The following is a 22,919-nucleotide window of genomic DNA, read 5'->3' as shown; positions in this document are numbered from 1 at the left end:
TGTCGGAATGAGTGTCCGAGGCGAGAGCGCGCCGCCGAAGTAGACAATGAAGTAGACGGCGAGAATCTCTCCACGAACTGCCGACACCCGGGTGAAGGTGTCGCACCGTCGACGTTGATCAATGCGATTCGCTCGCTGTTGGGTAGACCACTGCTGGGTGGGCGTGCAGTCGCGGCTAGAGAGATCCCGCGCTTGACGGCCTTGACGGCGCTCATCGAAATTCCCCACTGACGCTCACTGAAATTCCCCACCCGTGTGGCACCGCCAACGAGGGCGGGTCTCCCCGGATGCTGATGGTCTCTGACCACACACCAGCTACCCGAAGGAGACCCGCTCCTCATGCTTACACGGGAGGAAGACGTGGAAATACACGCCCTGCATCAACGAGGCTGGAAGATCGCCGACATCGCGAGACACACCGGCCGCGACCGCAAGACCATCCGGTCCTACCTCAACGGGACCACCACCCCTGGAGTGCGTAAACGCAGCATCCCGGACCCGTTCGAGGTGTTCCTCGCCTACGTCATCGCACGCCTGTCCGAGGACCCGCACCTGTGGGTCCGCACCCTCTGCGACGAGCTCGAAGACCTCGGATATTCGATGTCGTATCAAACATTGCACCGCAAGATCCGAGAACTCAAACTCCGTCCGATCTGCAAAGCCTGCCTCACCGCGACCGAAAGACCCAACGCAGTCATCGATCACCCGCCGGGTGAGGAAACCCAATGGGATTGGGTCGACCTACCCAACCCGCCCGCCTCCTGGGGGTGGGGCTCGATGGCGCATCTGTTCGTCGGAACCTTGGCGTGCTCGGGCAAATGGCGCGCGGTCCTCGCACCGAACATGACCCAATCGCATGTCGTCGACGGACTCGACCGCATCTGCCGAGGCCTCGGCGGAGTCAGCCGAGTCTGGCGGTTCGATCGGATGGCGACAGTTTGCCACCCCGACTCCGGTCGCATCACGGCCAGCTTCGCTGGCGTCGCCAAGTATTACGGTGTCTCCGTGGCCATCTGCCCACCCCGCCGCGGCAACCGCAAAGGTGCGGTAGAGAAGTCCAATCACACTGCAGCCCAACGGTGGTGGCGCACACTCGCCGACGATCTGACCGTCGAGCAAGCCCAAGCAAGCCTCGACCGGTTCTGCAGTCTGCGCAGTGACACCCGGCTACGGCCCACAAAAGACGGGAAGGCGTCGGTGGCGACGATCGCCACCACCGAGGGGCTGCATCCGATGCCCGCGGCTGCATATCCAGCGATCCTGACCACCGACCGGGCCGTCTCGCGCCAAGCGCTGGTCTCCTATCGCGGCAACCGCTACTCGGTCCCACCCGAACTCGCCTATGCCGCTGTGACAGTGACGCACGTCCTGGGCTCAGATGTCATCGACATCGTCACCACATCCGGCATCACCATCGCCCGACATCGTCTCGCTGCCGATGGCACCGGGGCGATGGTCCGCGACCACGGCCACATCTACGCCCTCGAACAAGCAGCGATGGCGGGTGCGAACACCGGCCGCCCGCACCGCCGCAAAGAACGAATCCCACCCGGACCCGACGCTCTCGCTGCCGCCGAGAAGCTCCGAACCTCGGCCGAATCAACACTGTCCTCCAGAGATGGACGGCGCGAAAGCTGCACTCACGCAGCCGAATTCACTGACACAGGCGCGGTCATCTACGACCTGTCGATCTACGAACGGGCCGCACACGGAAGGAACACCCTCTGATGGCCGACAAGAAAACAGGCGACCGGATTCCGGCACCGAACACGACCGAAGCGACGAGTCTCTATCAACGTCTGCGCGGGCATCTGGCGGTCCTCAAACTCCACGATGCCGCCGAAGCGTTACCCTCGGTCCTCGACCAAGCCGCAGCCGAGGAACTGTCGATGACCGCGGCGTTGGATCGGTTGCTGTCGATCGAAGTCGAGGCCACCGAGGCACGACGGTTGACCGGACGACTGCGGTTCGCGTGTTTGCCGACTCCGGCGTCGCTCGAGGACTTCGACTACGACGCCGCCGCGGGTGTCGATCGCAAGCTCATCGACGAGCTCGCGACCTGCCGATACCTCAAGACGGCGACGAATGTGCTGCTCATCGGCCCGCCCGGAGTCGGGAAGACACATCTGTCGGTCGGGCTCGCGAGGGCTGCCGCGCATGCCGGGTATCGAACGTATTTCACCACCGCAGCTGATCTCGCTGCCCGCTGCCATCGAGCTGCGTTGGAGGGGCGGTGGGCGACGACGATGCGTTTCTATGCCGGCCCGACGCTGCTGGTGATCGACGAACTCGGCTACCTTCCACTGCCCGGCGAGGCAGCATCGGCGCTGTTTCAGGTTGTCTCGCAACGGTATATGAAAACCAGCATCGTCATGACCACCAACCGCGGCGTCGGATCCTGGGGTGAAGTGCTCGGTGACAACACCGTCGCAGCAGCCATGCTCGACCGACTCCTGCATCGCTCCGTCGTACTCAACCTCGACGGCGATTCCTACCGCCTGCGGGACCACAACGCCAGATCGGAGAAGCTCCGCAAAGCAACCACCGGAACCCGCCAACCACTACAGTGAAGACCGCTCACGAGTGGGGAATTTCGGTGAGCACGGTTGGGGAATTTCGCTGAGCCTCGTCAGCCTCCGCGAATGCGGCTGCGGCGTGCGAGTCATGCTGACATCATCACGTCCGAACGCTTCGTAGCCGACAGGTAGCTACAGAATGGACGCGGCCGCTGGCGTACCCTAAGCGACCCCATCATCAGTCTTCACGGGCACCTGTCTGGTAGTGCCACCGGACGAGAGGCCGGACGCGACAGCCCACAGTGCCAACTCCGTCGCATCGAACTGGGTACCGGGAGGTTCCCGCTGCGGTGCGCCTGCCTGTGGAACCCATTCGGGAGGAGTACCGGGGCGTTGATTGCGTACCCCGTGGAGGCCTGCCAAAGCGGTGCATAACCTGCGTTAGGTAATGCTTTTGGTCGGCGGATGGGACACGAAAACCACTGCACATCAGCAGCTTTTCCGACGGCAACGGGTGCGACTTCGACGCGGCCATCATCAACTGCGACGTCAGGAACTACGTATGAGCATGCAGAAGAGAACCAAACCAGCATCTGCGACAGGCTCACCGTGGTCATCCAACTATTGTTCCCGGTCGCTACCATCGCGCAGTTCCTAAATGTCTCGACGCCGATACTACTGGCGGCGATCACTCTCGCGGGAATTGTGATCGACACAAGCGGACGGCCGAAGTCCAACTCGAAACGACCGAGTTGAGCCCGATACCTGCCGTCTACTTCCGCGGTCTCTGACTACTTCCGCAGTCTCGGGTTTTCAGTGCCGTTTCTGGGCAGAGTCTCCGGCCGCTGGGATCGGGGGTCGGTTTCGGATTCCCGGGCTGCCTCTCTGGTACGCGGGCCGGCAGCAGGCGACGCGGAAGCAGACCGAGGAGAGGACTGTCGCGTCGGCGGAGCATGCACCGGTGCGGGAGCGGGAGGGGTCACCGACGTCGTCGAGGCGACCGGTGCCTGAGGTGCCGGCGCGGGAACCGGTGGGACCTGCTTGGGCAAGTTCGTATCGGCGACGTAGTTGTACGAGTAGCTGTACATGTCGCCCTTCTTCGAGGGAGTCAATGCCAGCACCACACCGAGGACGTGCGCTCCGATCGTTTCCAAATTGCCGATGGCCCTGACCAATTCGTTGCTCTTGGTATGCCCGTAGCGAGTGACCATCAGAGCACCGTCCGCATGTGTGGTCAAAACGGCCGAATCGGTTACCGGCAACAGCGGAGCGCCGTCGACGATGACGTAATCGAACTTGGATCGCAGCTCCACCAGCATGGCGCGAGACGCTTCCGATCCCAACAGCTCGGACGGGTTGGGCGGAATCGGACCGGATGCCATGGCTTGCAGGCCCTCGTACTTGGTCGGCTGCAGCACCTCATCCACCTTCGCCTGCCCCGCAAGGACGGTACTGAGGCCGACCGAACCGATGAGGCCCAGGTACTTCGAGATGCGAGGACGACGCAGATCGCCCTCGACGAGAACGACGTGGTGGCCGGCCTCGGCAAGCGAGATGGCCAAGTTCACCGCCGTGGTCGTCTTGCCCTCGCTCGGAATCGCACTGGTGACGACGATGACGCGGGGCGGATGATCGACCTCAAGGAACTGCAGGTTGGTACGGAGCTCACGGAAAGCTTCGGCGCTGGAGGATTGCGCCAAGTCCTGGAAGTCAACTGCCGGTTTTGTCGTCCGCTCCTTGTCGAACGGGATGGTGCCAACCAGCGCCTTGCCGGAGATCGACTCAATTTCGCGACGATCCTTGATCGTATTGTCTAGGCGGTCACGCAGTACCGCGAGTGCGACACCGAGTAAGAGTCCAACAGCCGCACCGAGTGCCACGTTTCGCTGGATGTTTGGCGTGACAGGTGCGGCTGCTGCGGTGGCCTCCTGGAAGGTTTTGACACCAGCTGACGGAACCCCACCACCCTCGGGTGTCTCCAGTTCGCGGACCTGTGTAATCAATTCTGCGGCTAACGCATTAGCGATGTCACGAGCTAACGCCGGGGACGCGTCTGTGACTGTGATGTCGAAAAGTACGGTGTCCGGAGCGGACGACGCCTTAATCTTGGCCACGAGTTGGCCAGGGTTCAGCCCCAACTGCAATCTGTCGATAACTCGGGCCGCAAGTGCCTTGCTAGTCGCTAACTCCGAGTAGGACGCCACGCGCTGCTGCGAGAACAGGTTGCCCTGGTACGTCTCACTTACCGAGGTGCCGCCGGAGGTAGAAACAAACATCCGCGCACTGGACTCGTACAACGGAGTGGTCAAGAGCGATGCACCCAGCGAGCTAAGAACCGCCACGATCACGGTGACGGCCACGACGATCCATCGTGCCTTCAGGATTTTTAGGTAATCCTGTATCTCCATGCCTCGGGCTCCTCGTCGTTTCGTTTCGGTGCATCGCGACCTGTGTGGCTCAATCGTTACATAGGTCTGTTGATCCCGTACACCTGGCGATCCAGCAGATCGCAGGCCCGGTTCAACTGTTCGTTGACGGCCCCGTTACTAGCCAGATCCCCCGCACTGCGCGCAAAAGGAGGCGATCTGCCAGTTTCTGGGCGATCTTTGTGGGTGGGCCCCGAACCACGGGGCTCGAATTGACGGTCGCTTAAAACCACCGCCACCTTCACGCGCCCCGTCGAAGGGAAGGTGAGATTGAACACGCACACACCAAAATAGTTTGCAACTAGTTTCGTTGGTGATCCTCAGAACGTGCAAGCTTTGAACCAACGTTCGTCACCAATTGGCTGACAAGGCAGTTGGCCCAACACACATCCAGGCCTCCAAGTTTACTGCGCATCGCGAACCAGTCATGCCTTGGATACGGGATCGACCAGAGTCTGTGCACTGTCAACAGCGTCTATCCGCGTGAGATACAGGGGTCGAATCGTGGACCGTGCGCTGAATATTCGCCAAGCAAGGGGATGCACGAACCTCGGACAGACAATACGACTGAATAGACTATAGTCCACAGATGCTGCCCATAGCTTGAATTCTGCCGTCGGCAATCCTTCATTGCTTCTGATCGGCCGACCAACCCTCTAAACGGGAGGCTATTCTGGGTGGCAGAGCGAAGGCGTAGTTAACAACATCAGACCATCTGGCAAGCAATAAGAGCGAGAAGCACGAACCTACCGCGATGCCGAAAAATGCCATGGGGAGCCAAACTGCCGACGTTGTCGACAGCGAAGAGACTGATGCAGCGTATGCAGTCACCATCAAAATCGGGTAATGCGGAAGATAGAAGTTCAAGCTTCGCACACCTATCCACGAAATTGCAGAAATCGGCGAAATTAAGCAACCTATTGAGATACCCGCGACCATGCCAAGCCCTCGCGAGACAAGGTTTAGACCAACAGCTTCGTAGTCGGGCACAAGGCTGATGTAGCCAATCCAAGCGAATACGAACATGATCGCAACGGGCGCGCGGAGCGAACTTCCAAATCGCTTTAACTGCGAAGAAAACGAAACCCCCACGAGAAAAAAGATGAGATTGCTTGCCGCACCATCCCATCCAACATTCCCCAATTGGATGGTCTCGCTTGAGACTACTGTCGAGATTGCGGCGGCACCCGGCAAGACTAACCATCGCGGAAGTCGCCACGAAATCTTTGCCAGCATAAAGAACAGGGCAAGTGCCCAAATGAACCACAACGCCCCTTGAGGGACCAGCGGAGTCGCAACAGCTGTGAGCAGCTCGCGGAAGTTCCCCTTTCCGGGGGTCGCCGTGTTCGGCACAAGCATGTAGACGAAAAGTGTGATCGCTTGCCAGACCAAATATAGCCAAGCAAGCGACACTACCTTTACACCCATCATGGCTCGCCAACTCTTGTCCATCCACTTAACAGCGAGCATTCCAGAAACCGCAAAAAACAATGGGAGTCGAAGTGTTGCCAGGCTATCGTTCACCTCGCTCCATGCATCTGAACTGAAGCCAGCGGATGAAGACCACTGCGCCGCATGGTAAAGAATGACAAGCAGGATCGCAAACCCACGTGCCGAGTTGATCCATCGTATGGGCACAGTCACGCCTCCGGTATTTCCTTGCGCATAGCTAACCATGGTGACTCTGCACATCTTGCCGTACCTGACAGACAAATGCTTGCCGTGTCATTCGAGCGTGGCCAACCGGATCGGCGTTCTCTCCGGCCTTGCCGACCATGTCCCCGCGCCGGTATGCCTCTTTCCGCCGCAGCGAGATGAGTAGATCTGCGTCTGCCACCATACCTCTGATGGAATCGACCACATCAGACCGAAATGCGATCTCAAGCGGCAGTCGGCAGTGAAATCTTCTGCCATGCGAACTGCGCACCAAGTTCAAGCAACCTCACTGCAAACACGAGCGCGAAGTCAAAATCTGCCCGCCCCATGCAGTCGCGGACCACTCACCGCGCGCCGCAGCGCGACTGTAGGGCATGATGCGTTCTCGTGGGCACTACTCAATTACGGCGACATCCGCATGGTCGACATAGAACCGTCTTCTATGGTAAGCCCCTGGCGGTCGGAGTAGTTTTAATTGCTTCGATTGCCCTTGTGGTTTTGGCCGTGGGTTTCCCGGACGCACGACAGCCAGCTCAAGCAACTGGCGAGCTGTCCACGATTCACCCGCCAAAATACGAATACCTCCGTGTATCAGTTTTGGGCGATGAATACGCCCGGGGTGCCGGCACTCGTACGAAACAGGGCTACGCGGATATACTTTCGCGCCAACTCTGCTGGCGGACCACCGTCGATGCGGAGCCAGGTTCCGGTTTCGTCGTCGCTCAACCCGGTTCCAATACCTATGGGTTCCCGAACCGTATCGCCGCAGTCACGGCCAATGACCCCGAGCTCATTATCGTTCAGTCCAGTGCTGCTGATCCGGCTAACGGGCTGGCCGCAGTTCAATCAGCGGTTGTGCTTGGCGAACTTAAGTCGCGGGCACCGAGTGCACGAATCGTTGTGGTGGGTCCGCTAGACCCCCCAGCCGTCGAACCGGACACCACGCAGGCCCTGCGATCCGAAATTCGCGCTTCTGCAGACTCTGCGGGGGTTACATTCGTCGACCCGTTGGACGAGACAACGGGCCGATGGCTTGGACAAGGCGAGTACTCAAGCAACGGATTCGTACCAAACTCATCCGGGCACGCAAGCATAGCGAGGAGGTTAACAGGTGCCCTCAATAAGCTCGATTTGCCGAGACTATATGCATGCGATGCAGTCAACTGACAGATGCACTGTCGGGCATCGCGGGTCAGCCCCCCCATCTCGACCGGGCGATCGACCACTTAGACGACTGAGCCTTACCCCGGCATCTCAACCGCATCATGGACGGACGGGTGTCGAAGTTTGACCCAGCGCCTCCCGCGGCCGCAAGTGGCGGGCTAGAGGTGGCGATGCTCGTGCAGAGAGCCACTTGCGAGCAAACGGTTTCCATTGGAATAGCCACCGCACTCCATCACCCATAGGCTTAGGAAGTGCCGTCGGACCCATTCGTCTTAATCCCGTCTATGTTGGCTCTTGTCGCTCTCCTGCTCCTGCTCGCAGCGACACCTACAAAGCTACGTACAAAACTGCATGCTGCGGCGATCGGTGGTAGCGCGGTGCTGACAAGCCTGCAGGTCGCCAACGTCCACGTCTTCACGTTGCTGACTTTCGGCTGGGTCATCCTGCACCTTTCACGGCGGACCACTTTTACGACGCCGATGGCGCTACTTCTCCTCGCGAGTGCCCTCGTGGCCTCGTCGGTGGTCGCGGGTGACCTTGTAGGGAATCCCCGCCTTGCTGTCCAGCTGGCGTTGCTCGTGCTATCGGCTCTATCGCTGGCTATGTACTCGACGCAGCACGAACGACTGGTGATGGCGAAAGGCGCCTTAACCGTAATCACGATCTCTGGCGGGTATGGCGTGGGGCAACTAGTCGGGTTGTTTCCTTCGCGAGCCGGCCTGGTTCACTTGGACATTTCAGCAGTCGGCCGACCCTCGGGACTTTGGCCAGAACCGGATTGGTTGGGGATGTACTGCGCAGTTGGAATACTGCTTGCTTGGCACCTTCCAATAAAACGGTGGCAGAGGGCAATCGCGTTGCCTATGTGCACTGTCATGTGGGTCCTGGCCTTCGCTCGGGGTGCCTGGGTCGCGCTCGTAGCGACCGTTATCATCGCAACGGCTGCTAACTACCTTTGGCGAAAATACCGCGACCAGGGACAGGCAACTCATCGCCGAACGGCGATTGCAATTACACTCATCGGTGCGACCACACTTCTCTACTTCCTGCCAGCGCTGACAAATGACCTGCTAATCCGCCTGCAGCGCACAATTGCTCTCGACTCAGAGGACGTATCGGGACAGGCCAGAATTCAACAAACTCAAGGGCTATTCGCTTTGGCCGACGAGTCCCCCTGGTATGGCAGGGGATTGAGTGCAGCAGGTCGAGTCGGGGTATCCGGTAAGCTATACCTAGATGAATCGTCGAACTCAGTGGCGAGCAACTGGATATTCGGACTATGGGTTGACTCTAGGTGGCTTGCCGTTCCTTTTGTCGCCCTCATCATTGGTCTCCTGTTTGTTAGCGTCCGCAGTTTGGCAGGACAGATCACATCCGTGGTGGCAATAAGCAGCCTGTTCTCTAATGCGACTTATATGCCAATCTTCTGGTTCGGACTTGCTTTAACCCTTGCTTGGCTCGCCACGCAAAAGGACAAGAGTTCCCAGAAGGCAGGCCTCGGTGCTGACGCTCAGAATGTAGAGCAAGCAGCGGAACCTCCTATCTCCAAATGAGAAGTTTTAGACTATCGGATCATTCCGTATGCTCCCGGCGCCTGATCTTCATCCCACGAAACCCCAAAGTTCCTCTATTCGCCAGCACAAGACCCGCCGCGCAATCGCGAAGCAACAACAACCCGACTGCGATTCGTAGGGGATACCGCTGGTCTCATATGCCGTGCCCTGTTCTTCATCGACCAATTCAGTCCGGGTTTGGATATTCAAGAAGCCAGCACAAAAAGCCAAATCGTACCAAGGTTGACCAGAATTAGAGTCGTGACAAAAGCCATCAGTCGGTCTCTCAGCGCGAAGAGCAATAGGCAACCCGACGCTGCGTCGACTGCAGCATACGCACACAGGAGTGAGATCAGGCCAAACCCGTCAAACTTTGACGAAACAAGCGTTGCCACCACGATCACTGGAACTACGATTAGAGTTATTCGTGATGCACTTGGCTTCAGAAACCTAAACGCTAGCCGCTGAGCTACCGACGACGCCGCAGAAGCCACTAGCCAAAGTGCAATCACAAGGGCAGTCAAAGAATACTCAGGCAAAAATAGCCGCGCGCCAAGGAAGAGCAATGTTCCTGCGATTGCTAACCCGCCAGCTGCCAATCTTAGAAATCTACGGCCTTCCTCTGGTGACGTGCTGCTTTGGTGAATAAGGCGAGGAAGAATCGCATTCGTGAACGTGGCGGACACCGAGGCGACGATTTTCATTGGAACGGTCAGCAGTGTAAGCGTCGAGGGCGGCAATACCAAAGATATCGACTGGACCACCATCAAACCGCCATATCCAACACCCGACTTCGCCAGAAACCACCAAGGTGCCCTGTGCTTGACAAGCGAAGTCGCTGGCAACCGATCGAGCACCGCCCTGCCAACCCGTAGCGATATCATCGAGATGAGGAATAGGCCATTCGCGCTGACAAGAGCAACCATCATGGCGGTGACGGTGACTGTTGAGTTCGGCCAGGGCAACAGAATGACGCAGGTTGCAAGGAAGTTGGCCGGGAGTGCAACAGCGGAGATCCACTGCGGGGTGCCGTCTGCCTCTGCCAGTACGGCGCGGTGCCATATCAGAGCCTGAAAGGCGGCATTGAATGCACTCAAACAGATGATCGGAATGAGATCGTCAGTCACGCGGCCCGTATACGTCAACCACGCCCAACCGAGCGCTATTGCCCCCAGGCTCACTCCCGATACAATATAACCGAACTTTCTGGCAGCACCCCGTGTAATGCGTTGCTCATTCAGCAGCATCGGGTACAAGACTCCCACAATCAAGATTTGAGTGGGGAGATTTCCGAGGTTGAACAAGTAGAAGTATGCGTCCGTCGCGTTGCTGGCACCATGCCGCCACAGAAGCGCAAATAGCTGCACCACACCAATTGCTTGAGAAGCAAGGGACAGTGCCGGTGCACGAAAGAGCGACTTTTCTATCCTCATTGAGCGTTAACCCCGTTGCCGCTTGCGGCCGCCGTCAAAAGCCCGGACGCGGCACCTCGCAACACAGCCCACGCTTTCCTTGCTTTTCGCTTCTCGAAGCATAAGATGACCACTATCTTTTTGAGCAGAACCAAAAGGTTACCAAATAGACCTCGACCATTCATCTTCAATGTCGCTTTGATCGCACGGTGCTTGACCGAGTAATAGATCATATCCCGCGACATGTGATAGAGGCGAAATTCTGAATAATTATAGCTAGTGAACTTCCAATACTTCTTACTGTTCCCCAACTCATGCAATAGACTTGCACGGGGGTCGCGAACAATCCTGTAGCCTGCCATTCGGAGTCGCAGGCAGAAATCGAAGTCGACATAGTCAATAAAAAAACCCTGGTCATATCCGCCCACCTCCGACCATGCGGCGATGCTTGTCAGCGAACCTGAAGTAATACATGCCTCGACATCGCTCACTGCCGGGGCGGTGGTCGCCATTCGCGAGGGGAGGTTGCGATCGACAATGTCGGGACAAATGATGGCAATGTCTTCGGAAGCATGCTCGGCCAAGATTAAAGGCAACCCAGGTCTACAGACAGAGTCCTGGTCCAGTAGCAGTACCCAATCCGCACCCCGCTCGCCCGCGGCACCGACAATCCCGTTCAACGCCGTTGCAATGCCAAAATTTTCGCTGCTCTCAATCATAAATGCTGCCGGCACGTCGGCCAGGAGCTGCCGGATGTCATCGACATTTTTTGAACCATTATCGAACACGATGATGCAAGCAACTGCACCCTCGATTGCGGAAAGGTTCTCGCGAAGCCTGCTGATGTCGGGATTGAAGGTCACTACTCCGGCGAAGATTATCAAATCCCTGTCCATCCTTAGCTCACGACCACATCGAGGACACCTCCTCAACGGACTTGTTGCACCTGGACAATCTAGTCGACGCGAGTTTGGTCCTCGTGCTCGTCCACTTTCCAGGTAGGAAGGCTCCCTTTTTCAAGGGCTTGGGCGAGGGTGGGTGCGGCTGTGTCCTTGTCGGAGAGTTCGTAGGTCAGGGGTGTGCCGTCGCGGGCGGTGGTGGGCCAGTCGATGCCCAGGGCTGGGTCGAGTGGGTTGATGTCGCGGTCCAAGGCCGGGGTGTACTCCAGGGAGCACAGGTACATGACGGTCGAGTTGTCTTCCAGGGACAAGATGGCGTGGCCGAGTCCTTCGGACAGGAAGACCGCTTTGCGGTCGATGTCGTCGATCAGCACGCTGTCCCACTGCCCGAACGTCGGCGATCCGACGCGCAGGTCGACGATGACATCGAGGAACGCTCCGCGGGCGCAGGTGACGTATTTCGCCTGCCCGGGTGGGTTGGTGGTGAAGTGGATCCCGCGTAGGACCCCGGCGGCGGAGACCGAGCAGTTCGCCTGCAGCAGCTCCAACGACCGCCCGGTGGTGGCCTCGAACGCCGATGCTTTGAACCACTCGAAGAACACTCCGCGGTCGTCGCCGAACTGGCGGGGGGTGTACTCGTAGGCACCGGCGATGCTCAGTTCACGAAAGGTCATCGGTTCCCTCGGTCGATCAATTCCAGCAGGTAGCGGCCGTACCCGGACTTCACGAGCGTCTCGGCGCGCACGCGCAGTTCGTCGTCGGTGATGAATCCTCGTCGCCAGGCCACTTCTTCGGGGGATCCGATCTTGAGGCCCTGGCGTTGTTCGATGGTGCGCACGTAGTTCGAGGCGTCGAGCAGCGAGTCGAAGGTGCCGGTGTCGAGCCAGGCAGTACCGCGAGGCAGGACTTCGACGTGGAGGCGGCCGGCCTCCAAGTAGTGGCGATTGACGTCGGTGATCTCGTATTCCCCACGGGCGGACGGGGTGAGGTCGCGGGCGATGGCGATGACGTCATTGTCGTAGAAGTACAGGCCGGGGACGGCGTAGTTCGATTTCGGGGCGGCGGGTTTCTCTTCCAACGAGATCGCTTTGCGGTCGGCGTCGAATTCGATGACGCCGTAGGCGGTGGGGTCGGAAACCTCGTAGGCGAACACGGCTCCGCCGTCGATGTGATCGAACCGCGACAGTTGGGTGCCCAAGCCGGGGCCGTAGAAGATGTTGTCGCCCAACACCAATGCCGCGGAGTCGGTGCCGATGTGCTCGGCACCCAATACGAACGCTTGGGCGAGACCGTTCGGCTCGTGTTGGACCTTGTAGGTCAAGTCGATGCCGAACTGGGAACCGTCACCGAGGAGGCGCGTGAACTGGTCGGCGTCCTGCGGGGTGGTGATGATGAGGATCTCGCGGATCCCGGCCAGGATCAGTGTCGAGAGCGGGTAGTAGATCATCGGTTTGTCGTAGACAGGGACCAGCTGCTTGCTGACGCCCATCGTGATCGGATGAAGACGCGAGCCCGTGCCGCCCGCCAGAATGATTCCCCGCATGACCGCGAAGTCTTCCAGAAGTGTCGCCAGACCGCGCGGTGCAGACAAACGAATCGATGTGACATCGACCGCCGTACACGGCGCTACCGCATGCCCACCCAGTAGCGTCCTGGTTCATGAGAATTCTCGTCACGGGTGGGGCCGGGTTCATCGGCGCGAACTTCGTACATCAGACCCTCGCGCAGCGTCCCGACTCCCAGGTCACCGTGCTCGACAAGCTCACCTACGCCGGCAACAGAGCCTCCCTCGACCCGGTGGCGGATCGCATCGAGTTCGTGCACGGCGACATCGCCGACGCGGACCTCGTGGACCGCCTCGTCCGCGAGACCGATCTGGTCGTCCACTTCGCCGCCGAATCCCACAACGACAACTCGTTGACCGACCCGTGGCCGTTCGTGCACACCAACGTCATCGGCACCACCACCTTGCTCAACGCGGTCCGCGAACACGACGTCCGCTACCACCACATCTCCACCGACGAGGTCTACGGCGACCTCGAACTCGACGACCCGGCGCGGTTCACCGAATCGACCCCGTACAACCCGTCGAGTCCGTACTCCTCCACCAAGGCCTCGAGCGACCTGTTGGTGCGTGCCTGGACCCGCTCGTTCGGGGTCCGCTCCACTATCTCGAATTGCTCGAACAACTACGGTCCCTACCAGCACGTGGAGAAGTTCATCCCACGCCAGATCACCAACATCCTCAGTGGCTCTCGGCCCAAGCTCTACGGGGCAGGACAGAACGTGCGCGACTGGATCCACGTCGACGACCACAACAGCGCCGTCTGGGCCATCATCGACGGCGGCCGCATCGGCGAGACCTACCTCATCGGAGCCGACGGCGAAGCCAACAACCGCACCGTCCTCGAAGCGATCCTCGAAGAAACCGGAAACGCACCCGACGCCTTCGACTTCGTCACCGACCGCCCCGGCCACGATCTGCGCTACGCCATCGACTCGACCAAGCTGCGCACCGAATTGGGTTGGACACCAACCTATGTTGACTTCCGCGCCGGCTTGAAAGCGACCATCGACTGGTACCGCGAGAACGAGCAGTGGTGGAGACCGCAGAAAGACGCCACCGAGGCGGGCTACGCGGCGAAAGAGTCCGTACTGCCCTAGGACACCGGTTCAGCCTGATTCTCGGCCTCTCAGACGGCGATTCTGCGCGATAACACCGTCAATAGACGGCTATGGCAGCGCTGTCAGTTTGTCGACCGCTGCGAGTACACGACCGACGTACGCGTTCAGGCTGAAGTTGTCTTCCCAGAACTCAATGATCTGGAGGCTGTCCGGCGACTCGGCAGCGCGTTCGATCAGTTGAGTCACAATCGATGTCATCGGGTCCAGGTATGTCACGAACTCGCCGTCAACATATCCATCCATACCAGTACATTCCGACGACACCACCGGCAACCCGCACTCCAATGCGCCGACACACACCATGTGCCCAGAAGCCCTTGGCTTGTTCAGAATTGGCAAAAAGACGACACTGCTTGTGCTCATGATCCTGCCAAATTCTTCGGAGCTTACTCTGCCGAAGTGTTCGATCTCCGCTTGCTCACCCGTCCAGATTCTGGCACCTGAACCGTCTGCAACGAGAAGTCGAACGTTTTGGGTGTCACTTCGGACTTCGTCGATGAGGGAGTCGATCAAATCGGCATCGCGATCCGAGGTCCCACCAATGAAGATTGTCGGTACCTCCGACGATCTCGCGGCCACGGGGTACTTGAAAGTGTTGCCGTACAGGACAGCGGTCGCCTTGCCGCCCTGATCCACCCACTGTTCCGCTTCGATCTCGGCCGTGGTCACGATCGGGGTGTTCCTCAACGAACGCCGAAGAAGCTTCCAGCTGTTGGTACCTGGCACTGCGTACAGTCCGGTTACTGCATGAGCCGAGAGGCCGACTGCCCTGAGCGCAACCGCGATCCACGGGTTGGCACACAGAAAACGTTCATTGCGGTGCCGTAGTCTCGCTTTGCTTGCCAGCAAAAGCGAGTCCACAGCTATCCCGAAGACCCGTTTTCCGAAGCGCACTCCAGAAGGTGCCGCGCGCTCGAACCGAACAATCGAAGTTACTTGTCCGGAACGCGCCCACGCCTCGTCGACTCTGTCGGAGCCTCGACCCAGCGCCAGCAGAGTCAGTTCGTTGCTCATGAGAGTGACCCCAGCCAGCGATTCCAGCCAGCGACGCTGGCGAGCCGCACAGCGTTCGATTCTGAGAGGCCAGCAGGGTCTTTCAAATCCAGCGCATACTTCACGGCCTCGGACCAACTGGTGGAGTACGAGGGTCCGACGAGGAGTTGGCAATCCTCGGCGACCAATTCGTCGAGACTGGTTCCGCCCACTCCTACTACCGGGGTCCCTCGCTCGAAGCACCTGATTGCCACGCCGCTTTGGAAGAATTTGCTATATGGAATCACGACGACACTCGCAGAGTCCACAGCATCGTCGAAGTCCTGCTCGGATAGGAAGACATCGGTGACGTTCCACCCCTTGACCAAAGGCCAGCCACGACCCAATATCTCGAAATCTATACCCTCGTCGGCGAACGAGGTTGCAATCTCTTCCAGAGCAACCAAATCTCTATCGGCCTTGTACTGCCCGAGTACCCGGACGACTCGGTGGTCCGAACGCTTTCCGCGGCGTCGAATCGGAGAGAGGACCGGGTGCGGCAGCGTAGTGCTTTCGATGCTGGAGAGTTTCGTGACATCTTCCGCGGCTTCGCCGTGGATGATGAATCTGCCACCACCGAGTAGCCTAGCGAGGCCGACGGAGAGTCGGTCATACCCCACAGACCGCACTAGTGGACTTGGGTCATGTAGTACGACAAAAGCTTTGGATCCAGCAAGAAGTCGAGTAAGCACAGCATCGAGGTAGCCCAAGACCGGCCACAACACAACCGTGGCGTGGCGGTTCCTGATCAATCGCGAACGGAGCAAAAGCCGAAGGTAGGTCAGGATCCATCCAAGCCGAGATCCTCCGTTGTGTGAGGGCTCGTATGCCGACAAGGTCGTGGTGCCGTGGCCCACTGAGTGAATAACGTCGGTCAGTTCGCGTTCGTAGTGTGCAAGCGCGCCGCCGAGGGGATTGACGATAACGACCTCACCGTCAGCTGCGTCCATCACTCGGCGTGAATCGTTCCAGCCCTTGATCATGCCAGCTACGCTGTTCAATCCCTTCCCATGGCGCACGTCGGACAGAGCCCGATGCGCGATCGACCAAGGGGTGGCCGCCAATCGGCTGACCGCTGTCCCGTTCCATCTCTGAAACAGCTGCATATTGCGCCCGAGGTAGTAGGGCGGAATTCCGCCGGAAGACTGCCATACACGCGCTGACGGTATCCACATGATCTTCCATCCGCGATTTCTCAGTGCGACGTGGTGATCGACTTCCTCCATGTACATGAAGAATCGCTCGTCCACCGCACATTCTCGCAATGCCGAACGCCTGGTGACCAAGAATGCCCCGTCGAGCCATTCCCTCTCAACCTCGGCATCTGCCAGCGGAGGTAGTTCCGTCGCGCGATGGAAGTAATGCCGCGGTAGCCGCAATGTCGGGGTAAGAAATCCGCCTGCGGACCAGATAAATTGGTTCGCTTCTCCCGAGATGAGCGTCGGCCCAACGATAGCTGCGTCAGTGTTTCGGTCCAGAGCTGCAACAAGCGTGGGAACGGCACCCATTTCGACACGACACTCGTGAGTGGACACCAGAACGTAGTCGTAGGGCGCACCCAGCGAATCGGCGTACTCGACACCACGGTTGACCGCGGCCCCGTAGCCGCGGTTCTTCTCGAAAAGGAGGTGCACCCCGGCTGGCAGCATTGAAGTCAGCTCATCCTGCCGACCGGGCTCCTCACCGTTGTCGACGACGACGACGCGGGCCTCAGCGATTCCGTCGTCTAGCAGAAGTTCGACGGTAGCTTTGATCGAGTCGTAACTCTTGTGGTGCACCACGATTGCAACCAAACGATCACGGTGACAGGCTGCCGAGTTGGTCATCAGTACCCACCTCTTCTGTGCCCATCGCTCGCGCCATCACTGGGCGAATGTTGGTCTTGGTTCAGCCATTCGTCGGCCGCAACGCGGCCCGACACCTCCGGCAACGAAGCGACTACTTGGTCGATCGGTAACGGCGTTCTCAAGCGATCAACGATTTCGCCGGCCAAGTCCTTGGACAACTCGTGCGCACCAAGCACCGAATGCCCCTTGGCAGCTAGCCAGGTGGCCAGCGCTGTCTCGTCGCTGGCCACCACCGTCGTGCCAACAGTCAACGCTTCGAGGATGGGCAAGCCGATCTGCTCTCTCCACCGACCGTCGCGGACCGACGGTGCGACAAGCAGCGCACTTTCGCCGATGAGGCTCGACACTTGGGAGTGCGGGAGCCGACCGCGGAGATCGCGGGTACGTGGGCTCTCGGCACTCCACTGCTCGACTTCACGGCTCATCGGACCGTCGCCGACGATAGTGAGGACCGCGTCCGGACAGCACTGCTCCACCGAAGGCCATGACTTCATCAACACATCGATACCTTTGCGGGGCTCCAAGACACCTACGAAGACAACTCTGTTCCGGCGGGTGTTCGCATCGGGCGGGGGCGCATTCACCAAAGTCGGCCTTGCGGGCAAGTTCACCACAACCGAATGATCGATGCCGCTCACCAGCGGAATCGACTGATACGTCGCACGCGACCCTTCGCTGCCAAAGCACAAGCGATCGACGCTGCTTCGGATGACTAGTCCGAGTAGCAGTGTCAATGGCACCGCCACGCTTTGAGGCACGTGTCGGTTTCCAAACAGCAGATTTACCGGTTCGTTGTTCTCGATTGCGTAGGCCACCGTCGTACCCGGAGTCCGCCTAACGAGTCTCGACGCCTTCCATGCCAAAGCAGCCAAGGCCGTCTTCGGAAGAAAACGCACCCACAACGGCTCGGGAAGCTCCAAAACAGCTGCACGCGAAAGGATTACATATTTGATCAGTCCGAGCGACGATACGCGACGGAAACCGCTAGGCAGGTGCGTACCGGGCAAATCTGGGTTCGTATCGACATACAGCGTCTCCGCGGCCGTCATGCTGGAGCTTCTCTTGACATGGTCGGCTCTGAGCTCCGGAATAATACGCAGTACCGGCGGCGGGACACCCATACCGGAGCTAGCTACCCCCGACACGATTCACGAGCTTATCTCGATGTGTCATCGCTGGCGTGGCCACATCCTCCAACAGAGACGCATACCCGCTGCACACGCCCTCCCAGGTGTATAACTCTTGCGCTCGCTGGTACGACAGCGCCGCAGACGAATCTTGCCACGCTCGGTCAGTCATCGCGCGGCTGACAGTTGCCTCGATGCTGGCAGGGTCTGGTTGCACAAAAGTTCCTGCGCCCGAAAGCACTTCCTTGTTGTAGACAGTGTCACGGGCGACGACCGGTGCACCACAGGCCATTGCCTGGACCAACGCTGGATTGGTTCCCCCAACGCTGTGACCGTGAAAGTATGCACCCGCGTGCTGCCACAGGGAGAACAGCTTCTTGTCGTCGCTCACGTGGCCCAGCCACTGCACGCGGGGCGATTCTTCTGCCAACTTCCCCGCCGCCAGGTCTAGCTCCCCGCCGTAGCCTGAGGAGCCGACGATCACTACGTTCCACTTCTTGCCGAGTTCCCTAGCGGCTTCGAGGAACTCGGGCACGGTGTTTTCGGGGACGAACCGAGCCACGATCAATACGTATTCTCTGGACTTCAGGCCGTCGACGACCGGAAGTGGATCCGGCGTGTCTCCTCCGTAGGGAATGAACACTCCGTCGCGCCCGAAACCGTGCTGCCATCGCCGCCGAATCTCATGCGAATCGCATACCAGCTCCGATGCATACCTCGCTGTCAGTCGAGCTCCGCCGCGGAACACCCGCTTGGCGTTGGTGCCCCACTTCGCTCGCTCCCACTCGATACCGTCGACATTGACCACCGTCGGAATGCCGCGAGAACGGAGAAGTGGAAGCCAGTATCCGTTCGCCACGTTCATGATCAACGCAACATCGGGCTTGCGACGGGCCGCACTGAGTGACGAGGTCAAACCGTAGCTGAGTGTGCTGAGCGACTTGGTTTCGAGGCCCTTCGTCATCACTGATGAAACCCGCGGGTCCAGCAGAGGGTCGTCCGTCTTGACTGCGCCTGGACGCCCGTAAACAGTCACGTCCCAGCCTGCTTCGGCAAGGTATGGCCCCAGCCGCCTGATCAGCGTCTCGAATCCGCCGTAGTAGCTTGGGTATCCCCGCGTACCGATGATTGCAACTGACTTGCTCATTGACTTCCTGACCCTCCCGACATGAGAACAGCGCGACGAACACCCGACTTGGGCAAACTCAATACGCCCCGTCGCTTCCAGCTACTGCCTTCATGGTCTTGGCGATGATCAGTAGATCCCCCACCATCGACCAGTTCTCAACGTACGAAAGGTCCAGTCGGACTGTCTCTTCCCACGACAGGTCGGATCGTCCGCTGACCTGCCACAAGCCCGTGACGCCCGGCTTGACCAACAGCCGCCGACGAACCTCACCGTTGTAGGTCTCGACCTCACGGCGTAGCGGCGGCCTCGGCCCCACCACACTCATCTCACGCTTGAGAACGTTCACGAATTGCGGTAGCTCGTCGAGACTGAAACGTCGCAGAAACTTGCCGACTGGCGTCACGCGCGGATCGTCACGCATCTTGAACAGAACTCCACCGGCACCCTCGTTCTGATCGAGGAGGTGGGCAACCTGCTTGTCTGCGTCGACGGTCATGCTGCGGAACTTGATCATCGAGAACGGTTTGCCGTCGATGCCCATCCGCTCCGACTTGTAGAACACAGGGCCCCGACTCGTGGTCTTCACGGCGATGGCCACTGCCATCAGGATGGGCGAGATCATCACCAGCACCAAAGCCGCGAACGTCAGGTCGAAGGCCGTCTTGCTGAAGCGTGTAGCACCGTTGTACTGCGGCTTCTCGACATGAATCAGAGGGAAGCCCGCAACGGGCCGCATCACCAGTCGCGGGCCGGCCACATCGACCACACCCGGAGCGACAACAAGGTCGACATCCTTCTTCTCCAGGTCCCAGATCATCTTGCGGATGCCCTTGTGGCCGAGGTGCTCGGTGGCCGTCACGGCGACAGTGTCCGCACCGCACTCCCCGATAGCATCGAGTACATCGTGCTCGTCACCAAGTACCGGGATGTCGGTGCCCTCGATGTGAACTACGCCGTCCCGCGGAGCCTCGTACCCCGGCATGCAGATTCCGACTACCGCGTAGCCCGATGCTGGAGACTTCTCGAACGATTGCGCCATCGATACCGCCGCTGTACGGCTACCCACGATGAGCACCGAGGTCTTGTACTCGCCCTTGCTGCGAAGTCGAGTCACGGCATTGCGCCAGATCCAACGGCTCAGCAGCAAAGCCAGCAGCCCGACGGGCAATGCAATTGCCAGGTACAGACGGGCAATGTCGATGCGGAACAGCAGAGCCGCGATAGCGATGACCCCGAACAGACGGAAGGTGGCCGAGACGATGCGTCGGTACTCCTCGGCACCGTTGCCGATGACGCGAGGAGACCGCGTGCGGAAGATTGCCAGGAACATGATCCAGAGACCTGCCAGAGCGACGGATACCCCGGTGTAGGTGGTTGTCGACAGCAATCCGGTGGTCTCGACGTCGCCGAAGCGCACGATCTGAGCGAGCGCGACCGAAGCGATGATGACGACGATGTCGGTGATCCGCAGGCGCCTGATGTACTGCTCTTCCCACACGTGACGTGAGGTGAGCTTGCGCGTCGGCATGACGTTCGATCGACGTGGAGATCCCCACAGAGAGCGCTGTGCAGCCCCGACAGATGCCAACGTGCTCCCCTCCTCTGCATTACTGCGAACACCAGAGGTGAACGCGCGAATTTGTTCCGAACCAATCCGGAGAGCAACTGGTATCGAATTGAAATAGTCCCACGCCGCTATCCGATGCACCACGCGAGCGGCGCAGATCACAAATGAATAACAGCAGGTATCCGGTTTACCACACCATCTCTGACTAGGCGATGTGTGCGACAGGAACCCACCGGATATAACCGTGCCGCGGCCCAAAATCGTTACACATGAGCACAATCGGCGTTGCAATGTGAGACTTCACAGGTTATTGCGCCGTTTATCGTGCGATCGATGGTCTCGCTCCCGCCGATAGCACGCTGAACAAACCTCCACACCGCCCAGCCTGGGGTGAAACAAGCATATTGCCGACTCCGAAGCTCGTAGACGCCGAAATAACGAGAAGTCGAATCGAAGAAAAACGAGCACACGAATTCATTCCATCGAATGAATCATTCGTTCAGGTCGAACGCGATCAGGGGCGTCCAAGCCCGCGGTAGTTCCATCCGGCCGCACGCCACTGCTCCGGGTTCAGACAGTTTCGGCCGTCGATCAGCTTCTTGCTCCGCACGACGCCGTCCAGATCCTGCGGAGTGAGAGCCTTGAACTCCTTCCACTCCGTCAGCACCAACACCACGTCAGCGCCCTCGCAGGCTTCGAGCGCAGAGCTGTTGTAGGTGAGAGTAGGAAACAGAGCCCGCGAGTTCTCCATGGCCTTGGGGTCGTACACGTTGACCGCTGCACCCTGGAGCTGGATCTGACCGGCCACGTTCAGGGCCGGTGAATCACGGACGTCGTCCGAATCGGGCTTGAACGCCGCGCCGAGCACGGCGACTCGGGCACCGAGGAGCGATCCGCAGGCCTCACGTGCCAGCTCGACCATCCGGGTACGGCGTCGCATGTTGATGTTGTCTACCTCCCGCAGGAACGTCAATGCCTGGTCAGCGCCCAGTTCGCCGGCCCGCGCCATGAATGCCCGGATGTCCTTGGGCAGGCAGCCGCCGCCGAAGCCGATGCCGGCGTTGAGGAATTTGCGGCCGATGCGCTCGTCGTGGCCGATGGCATCGGCGAGCACGGTGACGTCGGCCCCCGCGGCTTCACACACCTCGGCAATGGCGTTGATGAACGAAATCTTGGTGGCCAGGAACGCATTGGCGGAGGCCTTGACCAGCTCGGCGGTAGCCAGATCGGTCACCAGGAACGGGATCTTCTCCTCGAGCAGCTGCGCGTAGACCTGACGGGCCAGCTCCTCGGCGCGACCCGGACGGGCACGATCGACGCCGAGCACCAGACGGTCGGGGTGCAGAGTGTCCTTGACGGCGAAGCCCTCACGCAGGAACTCGGGATTCCACGCGACCTCGACCTCGTCGCCGGCAGGCGCGAGTTCGCGGGCCATCTTGCCGAGACGCTCGGCTGTGCCCACGGGGACGGTCGATTTACCGAAGATCACGGCCGGCTTGGTGAGCATTGGCGCAAGTGTCTCGATGACCGAGTCGACGAACTTCATGTCGGCCGCGAACTCGCCCTTTTTCTGGGGAGTACCGACACCGAGGAAGTGCACCTCCGCGAAGTCGGCAGCTTCTTGATACGACGCGGTGAAGCGCAGCCGTCCGGCGGCGATGTTGCGCTGCAGCACCTCTTCGAGACCGGGCTCCCAGAACGGGACCTCGCCGGCTTCGAGCTTCGCGAGCTTGGCCGGGTCCACGTCCACGCCCAGAACCTCGTGGCCGAGCTCGGCCATGCACGCGGCATGAGTGGCACCGAGATAGCCGGTACCGAACACCGTGATTCGCATTTGATTCTTCCCCGTCAGTCGTTCTGAGCAATGGCGTACTCGACAAGAGTCCGTGACGAAGCGTCACAGTAA

The 22,919-nt window shown here is 59.6% G+C and carries 17 protein-coding genes; 5 read left to right on the top strand and 12 right to left on the bottom strand.

Going from position 1 to position 22,919, the window contains the following annotated elements:
- Positions 1-339 precede the first annotated feature (339 nt).
- Together CH283_RS06665 and istB are read left to right on the top strand one after the other, a co-directional pair.
- Positions 340-1,728, top strand: a complete 1,389-nt coding sequence (locus CH283_RS06665) for a Mu transposase domain-containing protein (RefSeq protein ID WP_094640683.1) — start codon at positions 340-342, stop codon at positions 1,726-1,728.
- Entirely contained in the window at positions 1,728-2,570 is an 843-nt protein-coding gene (istB, locus tag CH283_RS06660) for an IS21-like element helper ATPase IstB (protein WP_094640682.1), read from the top strand. Before CH283_RS06665 ends, istB begins: the two co-directional genes overlap by 1 nt.
- 737 nt (positions 2,571-3,307) lie before the next feature.
- Here istB and CH283_RS06655 read toward each other — a convergent pair.
- On the bottom strand, positions 3,308-4,924 hold the full coding sequence (locus CH283_RS06655) for a polysaccharide biosynthesis tyrosine autokinase (protein WP_094640681.1): 1,617 nt from the start codon (positions 4,922-4,924) through the stop codon (positions 3,308-3,310).
- Between the two features lie 645 nt (positions 4,925-5,569).
- Positions 5,570-6,586, bottom strand: a complete 1,017-nt coding sequence (locus CH283_RS06650; protein ID WP_176460182.1) for an acyltransferase family protein — start codon at positions 6,584-6,586, stop codon at positions 5,570-5,572.
- Positions 6,587-6,985: 399 nt separating this feature from the next.
- Here CH283_RS06650 and CH283_RS29005 point away from each other — a divergent pair, with 399 nt between their 5' ends.
- Both CH283_RS29005 and CH283_RS06640 read left to right on the top strand, forming a co-directional pair.
- Positions 6,986-7,765 carry an SGNH/GDSL hydrolase family protein gene (locus tag CH283_RS29005; RefSeq protein ID WP_094640679.1) on the top strand — a complete coding sequence of 260 codons (780 nt, stop codon included), beginning with the start codon at positions 6,986-6,988 and terminating at the stop codon, positions 7,763-7,765.
- Positions 7,766-8,046: 281 nt separating this feature from the next.
- On the top strand, positions 8,047-9,315 hold the full coding sequence (locus CH283_RS06640; RefSeq protein ID WP_094640678.1) for an O-antigen ligase family protein: 1,269 nt from the start codon (positions 8,047-8,049) through the stop codon (positions 9,313-9,315).
- 206 nt (positions 9,316-9,521) lie between these two features.
- Here CH283_RS06640 and CH283_RS06635 read toward each other — a convergent pair whose 3' ends face one another.
- From CH283_RS06635 to rfbA, 4 genes are all read right to left on the bottom strand, one after another.
- Entirely contained in the window at positions 9,522-10,748 is a 1,227-nt protein-coding gene (locus CH283_RS06635; RefSeq protein ID WP_141215209.1) for a hypothetical protein, read from the bottom strand.
- Complete coding sequence (locus tag CH283_RS06630) at positions 10,745-11,590, bottom strand: glycosyltransferase (RefSeq protein WP_176460181.1); 846 nt, start codon at positions 11,588-11,590, stop codon at positions 10,745-10,747. Before CH283_RS06630 ends, CH283_RS06635 begins: the two co-directional genes overlap by 4 nt.
- A 92-nt stretch (positions 11,591-11,682) precedes the next feature.
- Positions 11,683-12,300, bottom strand: coding sequence for a dTDP-4-dehydrorhamnose 3,5-epimerase family protein (locus tag CH283_RS06625; RefSeq protein ID WP_094640675.1), 618 nt, complete (start codon positions 12,298-12,300; stop codon positions 11,683-11,685).
- A complete protein-coding gene (gene rfbA, locus CH283_RS06620; protein WP_094640857.1) occupies positions 12,297-13,169 on the bottom strand; it encodes a glucose-1-phosphate thymidylyltransferase RfbA in 873 nt (290 codons plus the stop codon). Before rfbA ends, CH283_RS06625 begins: the two co-directional genes overlap by 4 nt.
- Positions 13,170-13,285: 116 nt before the next feature.
- On the opposite strand from rfbA, the gene rfbB reads away from it, so the two are divergent.
- A complete protein-coding gene (rfbB, locus tag CH283_RS06615; protein ID WP_094640674.1) occupies positions 13,286-14,290 on the top strand; it encodes a dTDP-glucose 4,6-dehydratase in 1,005 nt (334 codons plus the stop codon).
- A 69-nt stretch (positions 14,291-14,359) separates the two neighbouring features.
- On the opposite strand, the gene CH283_RS06610 is transcribed toward rfbB, so the two are convergent.
- The 6 genes from CH283_RS06610 to CH283_RS06585 form a co-directional block, all read right to left on the bottom strand.
- On the bottom strand, positions 14,360-15,325 hold the full coding sequence (locus tag CH283_RS06610; protein WP_094640673.1) for a glycosyltransferase: 966 nt from the start codon (positions 15,323-15,325) through the stop codon (positions 14,360-14,362).
- Positions 15,322-17,169 (bottom strand): glycosyltransferase, encoded by a 1,848-nt coding sequence (locus tag CH283_RS06605; RefSeq protein WP_094640672.1) that lies wholly within the window; start codon positions 17,167-17,169, stop codon positions 15,322-15,324. The genes CH283_RS06610 and CH283_RS06605 overlap by 4 nt, the downstream gene beginning before the upstream one ends.
- On the bottom strand, positions 17,169-18,239 hold the full coding sequence (locus tag CH283_RS06600; protein ID WP_176460180.1) for a glycosyltransferase family 4 protein: 1,071 nt from the start codon (positions 18,237-18,239) through the stop codon (positions 17,169-17,171). Before CH283_RS06600 ends, CH283_RS06605 begins: the two co-directional genes overlap by 1 nt.
- 79 nt (positions 18,240-18,318) lie before the next feature.
- On the bottom strand, positions 18,319-19,464 hold the full coding sequence (locus CH283_RS06595) for a glycosyltransferase (protein ID WP_094640670.1): 1,146 nt from the start codon (positions 19,462-19,464) through the stop codon (positions 18,319-18,321).
- Between the two features lie 58 nt (positions 19,465-19,522).
- Entirely contained in the window at positions 19,523-20,974 is a 1,452-nt protein-coding gene (locus CH283_RS06590) for a sugar transferase (RefSeq protein WP_094640669.1), read from the bottom strand.
- 553 nt (positions 20,975-21,527) lie between these two features.
- Positions 21,528-22,847, bottom strand: a complete 1,320-nt coding sequence (locus CH283_RS06585) for a UDP-glucose dehydrogenase family protein (RefSeq protein WP_094640668.1) — start codon at positions 22,845-22,847, stop codon at positions 21,528-21,530.
- Positions 22,848-22,919: the final 72 nt, after the last annotated feature.

The organism is Rhodococcus sp. 05-2254-2, from assembly GCF_002259095.1.
GTDB lineage: Bacteria > Actinomycetota > Actinomycetes > Mycobacteriales > Mycobacteriaceae > Rhodococcoides.
The sequence above is the reverse complement of the archived record's forward strand: the minus strand, read 5'-3'. Positions and strand labels throughout refer to the sequence as shown.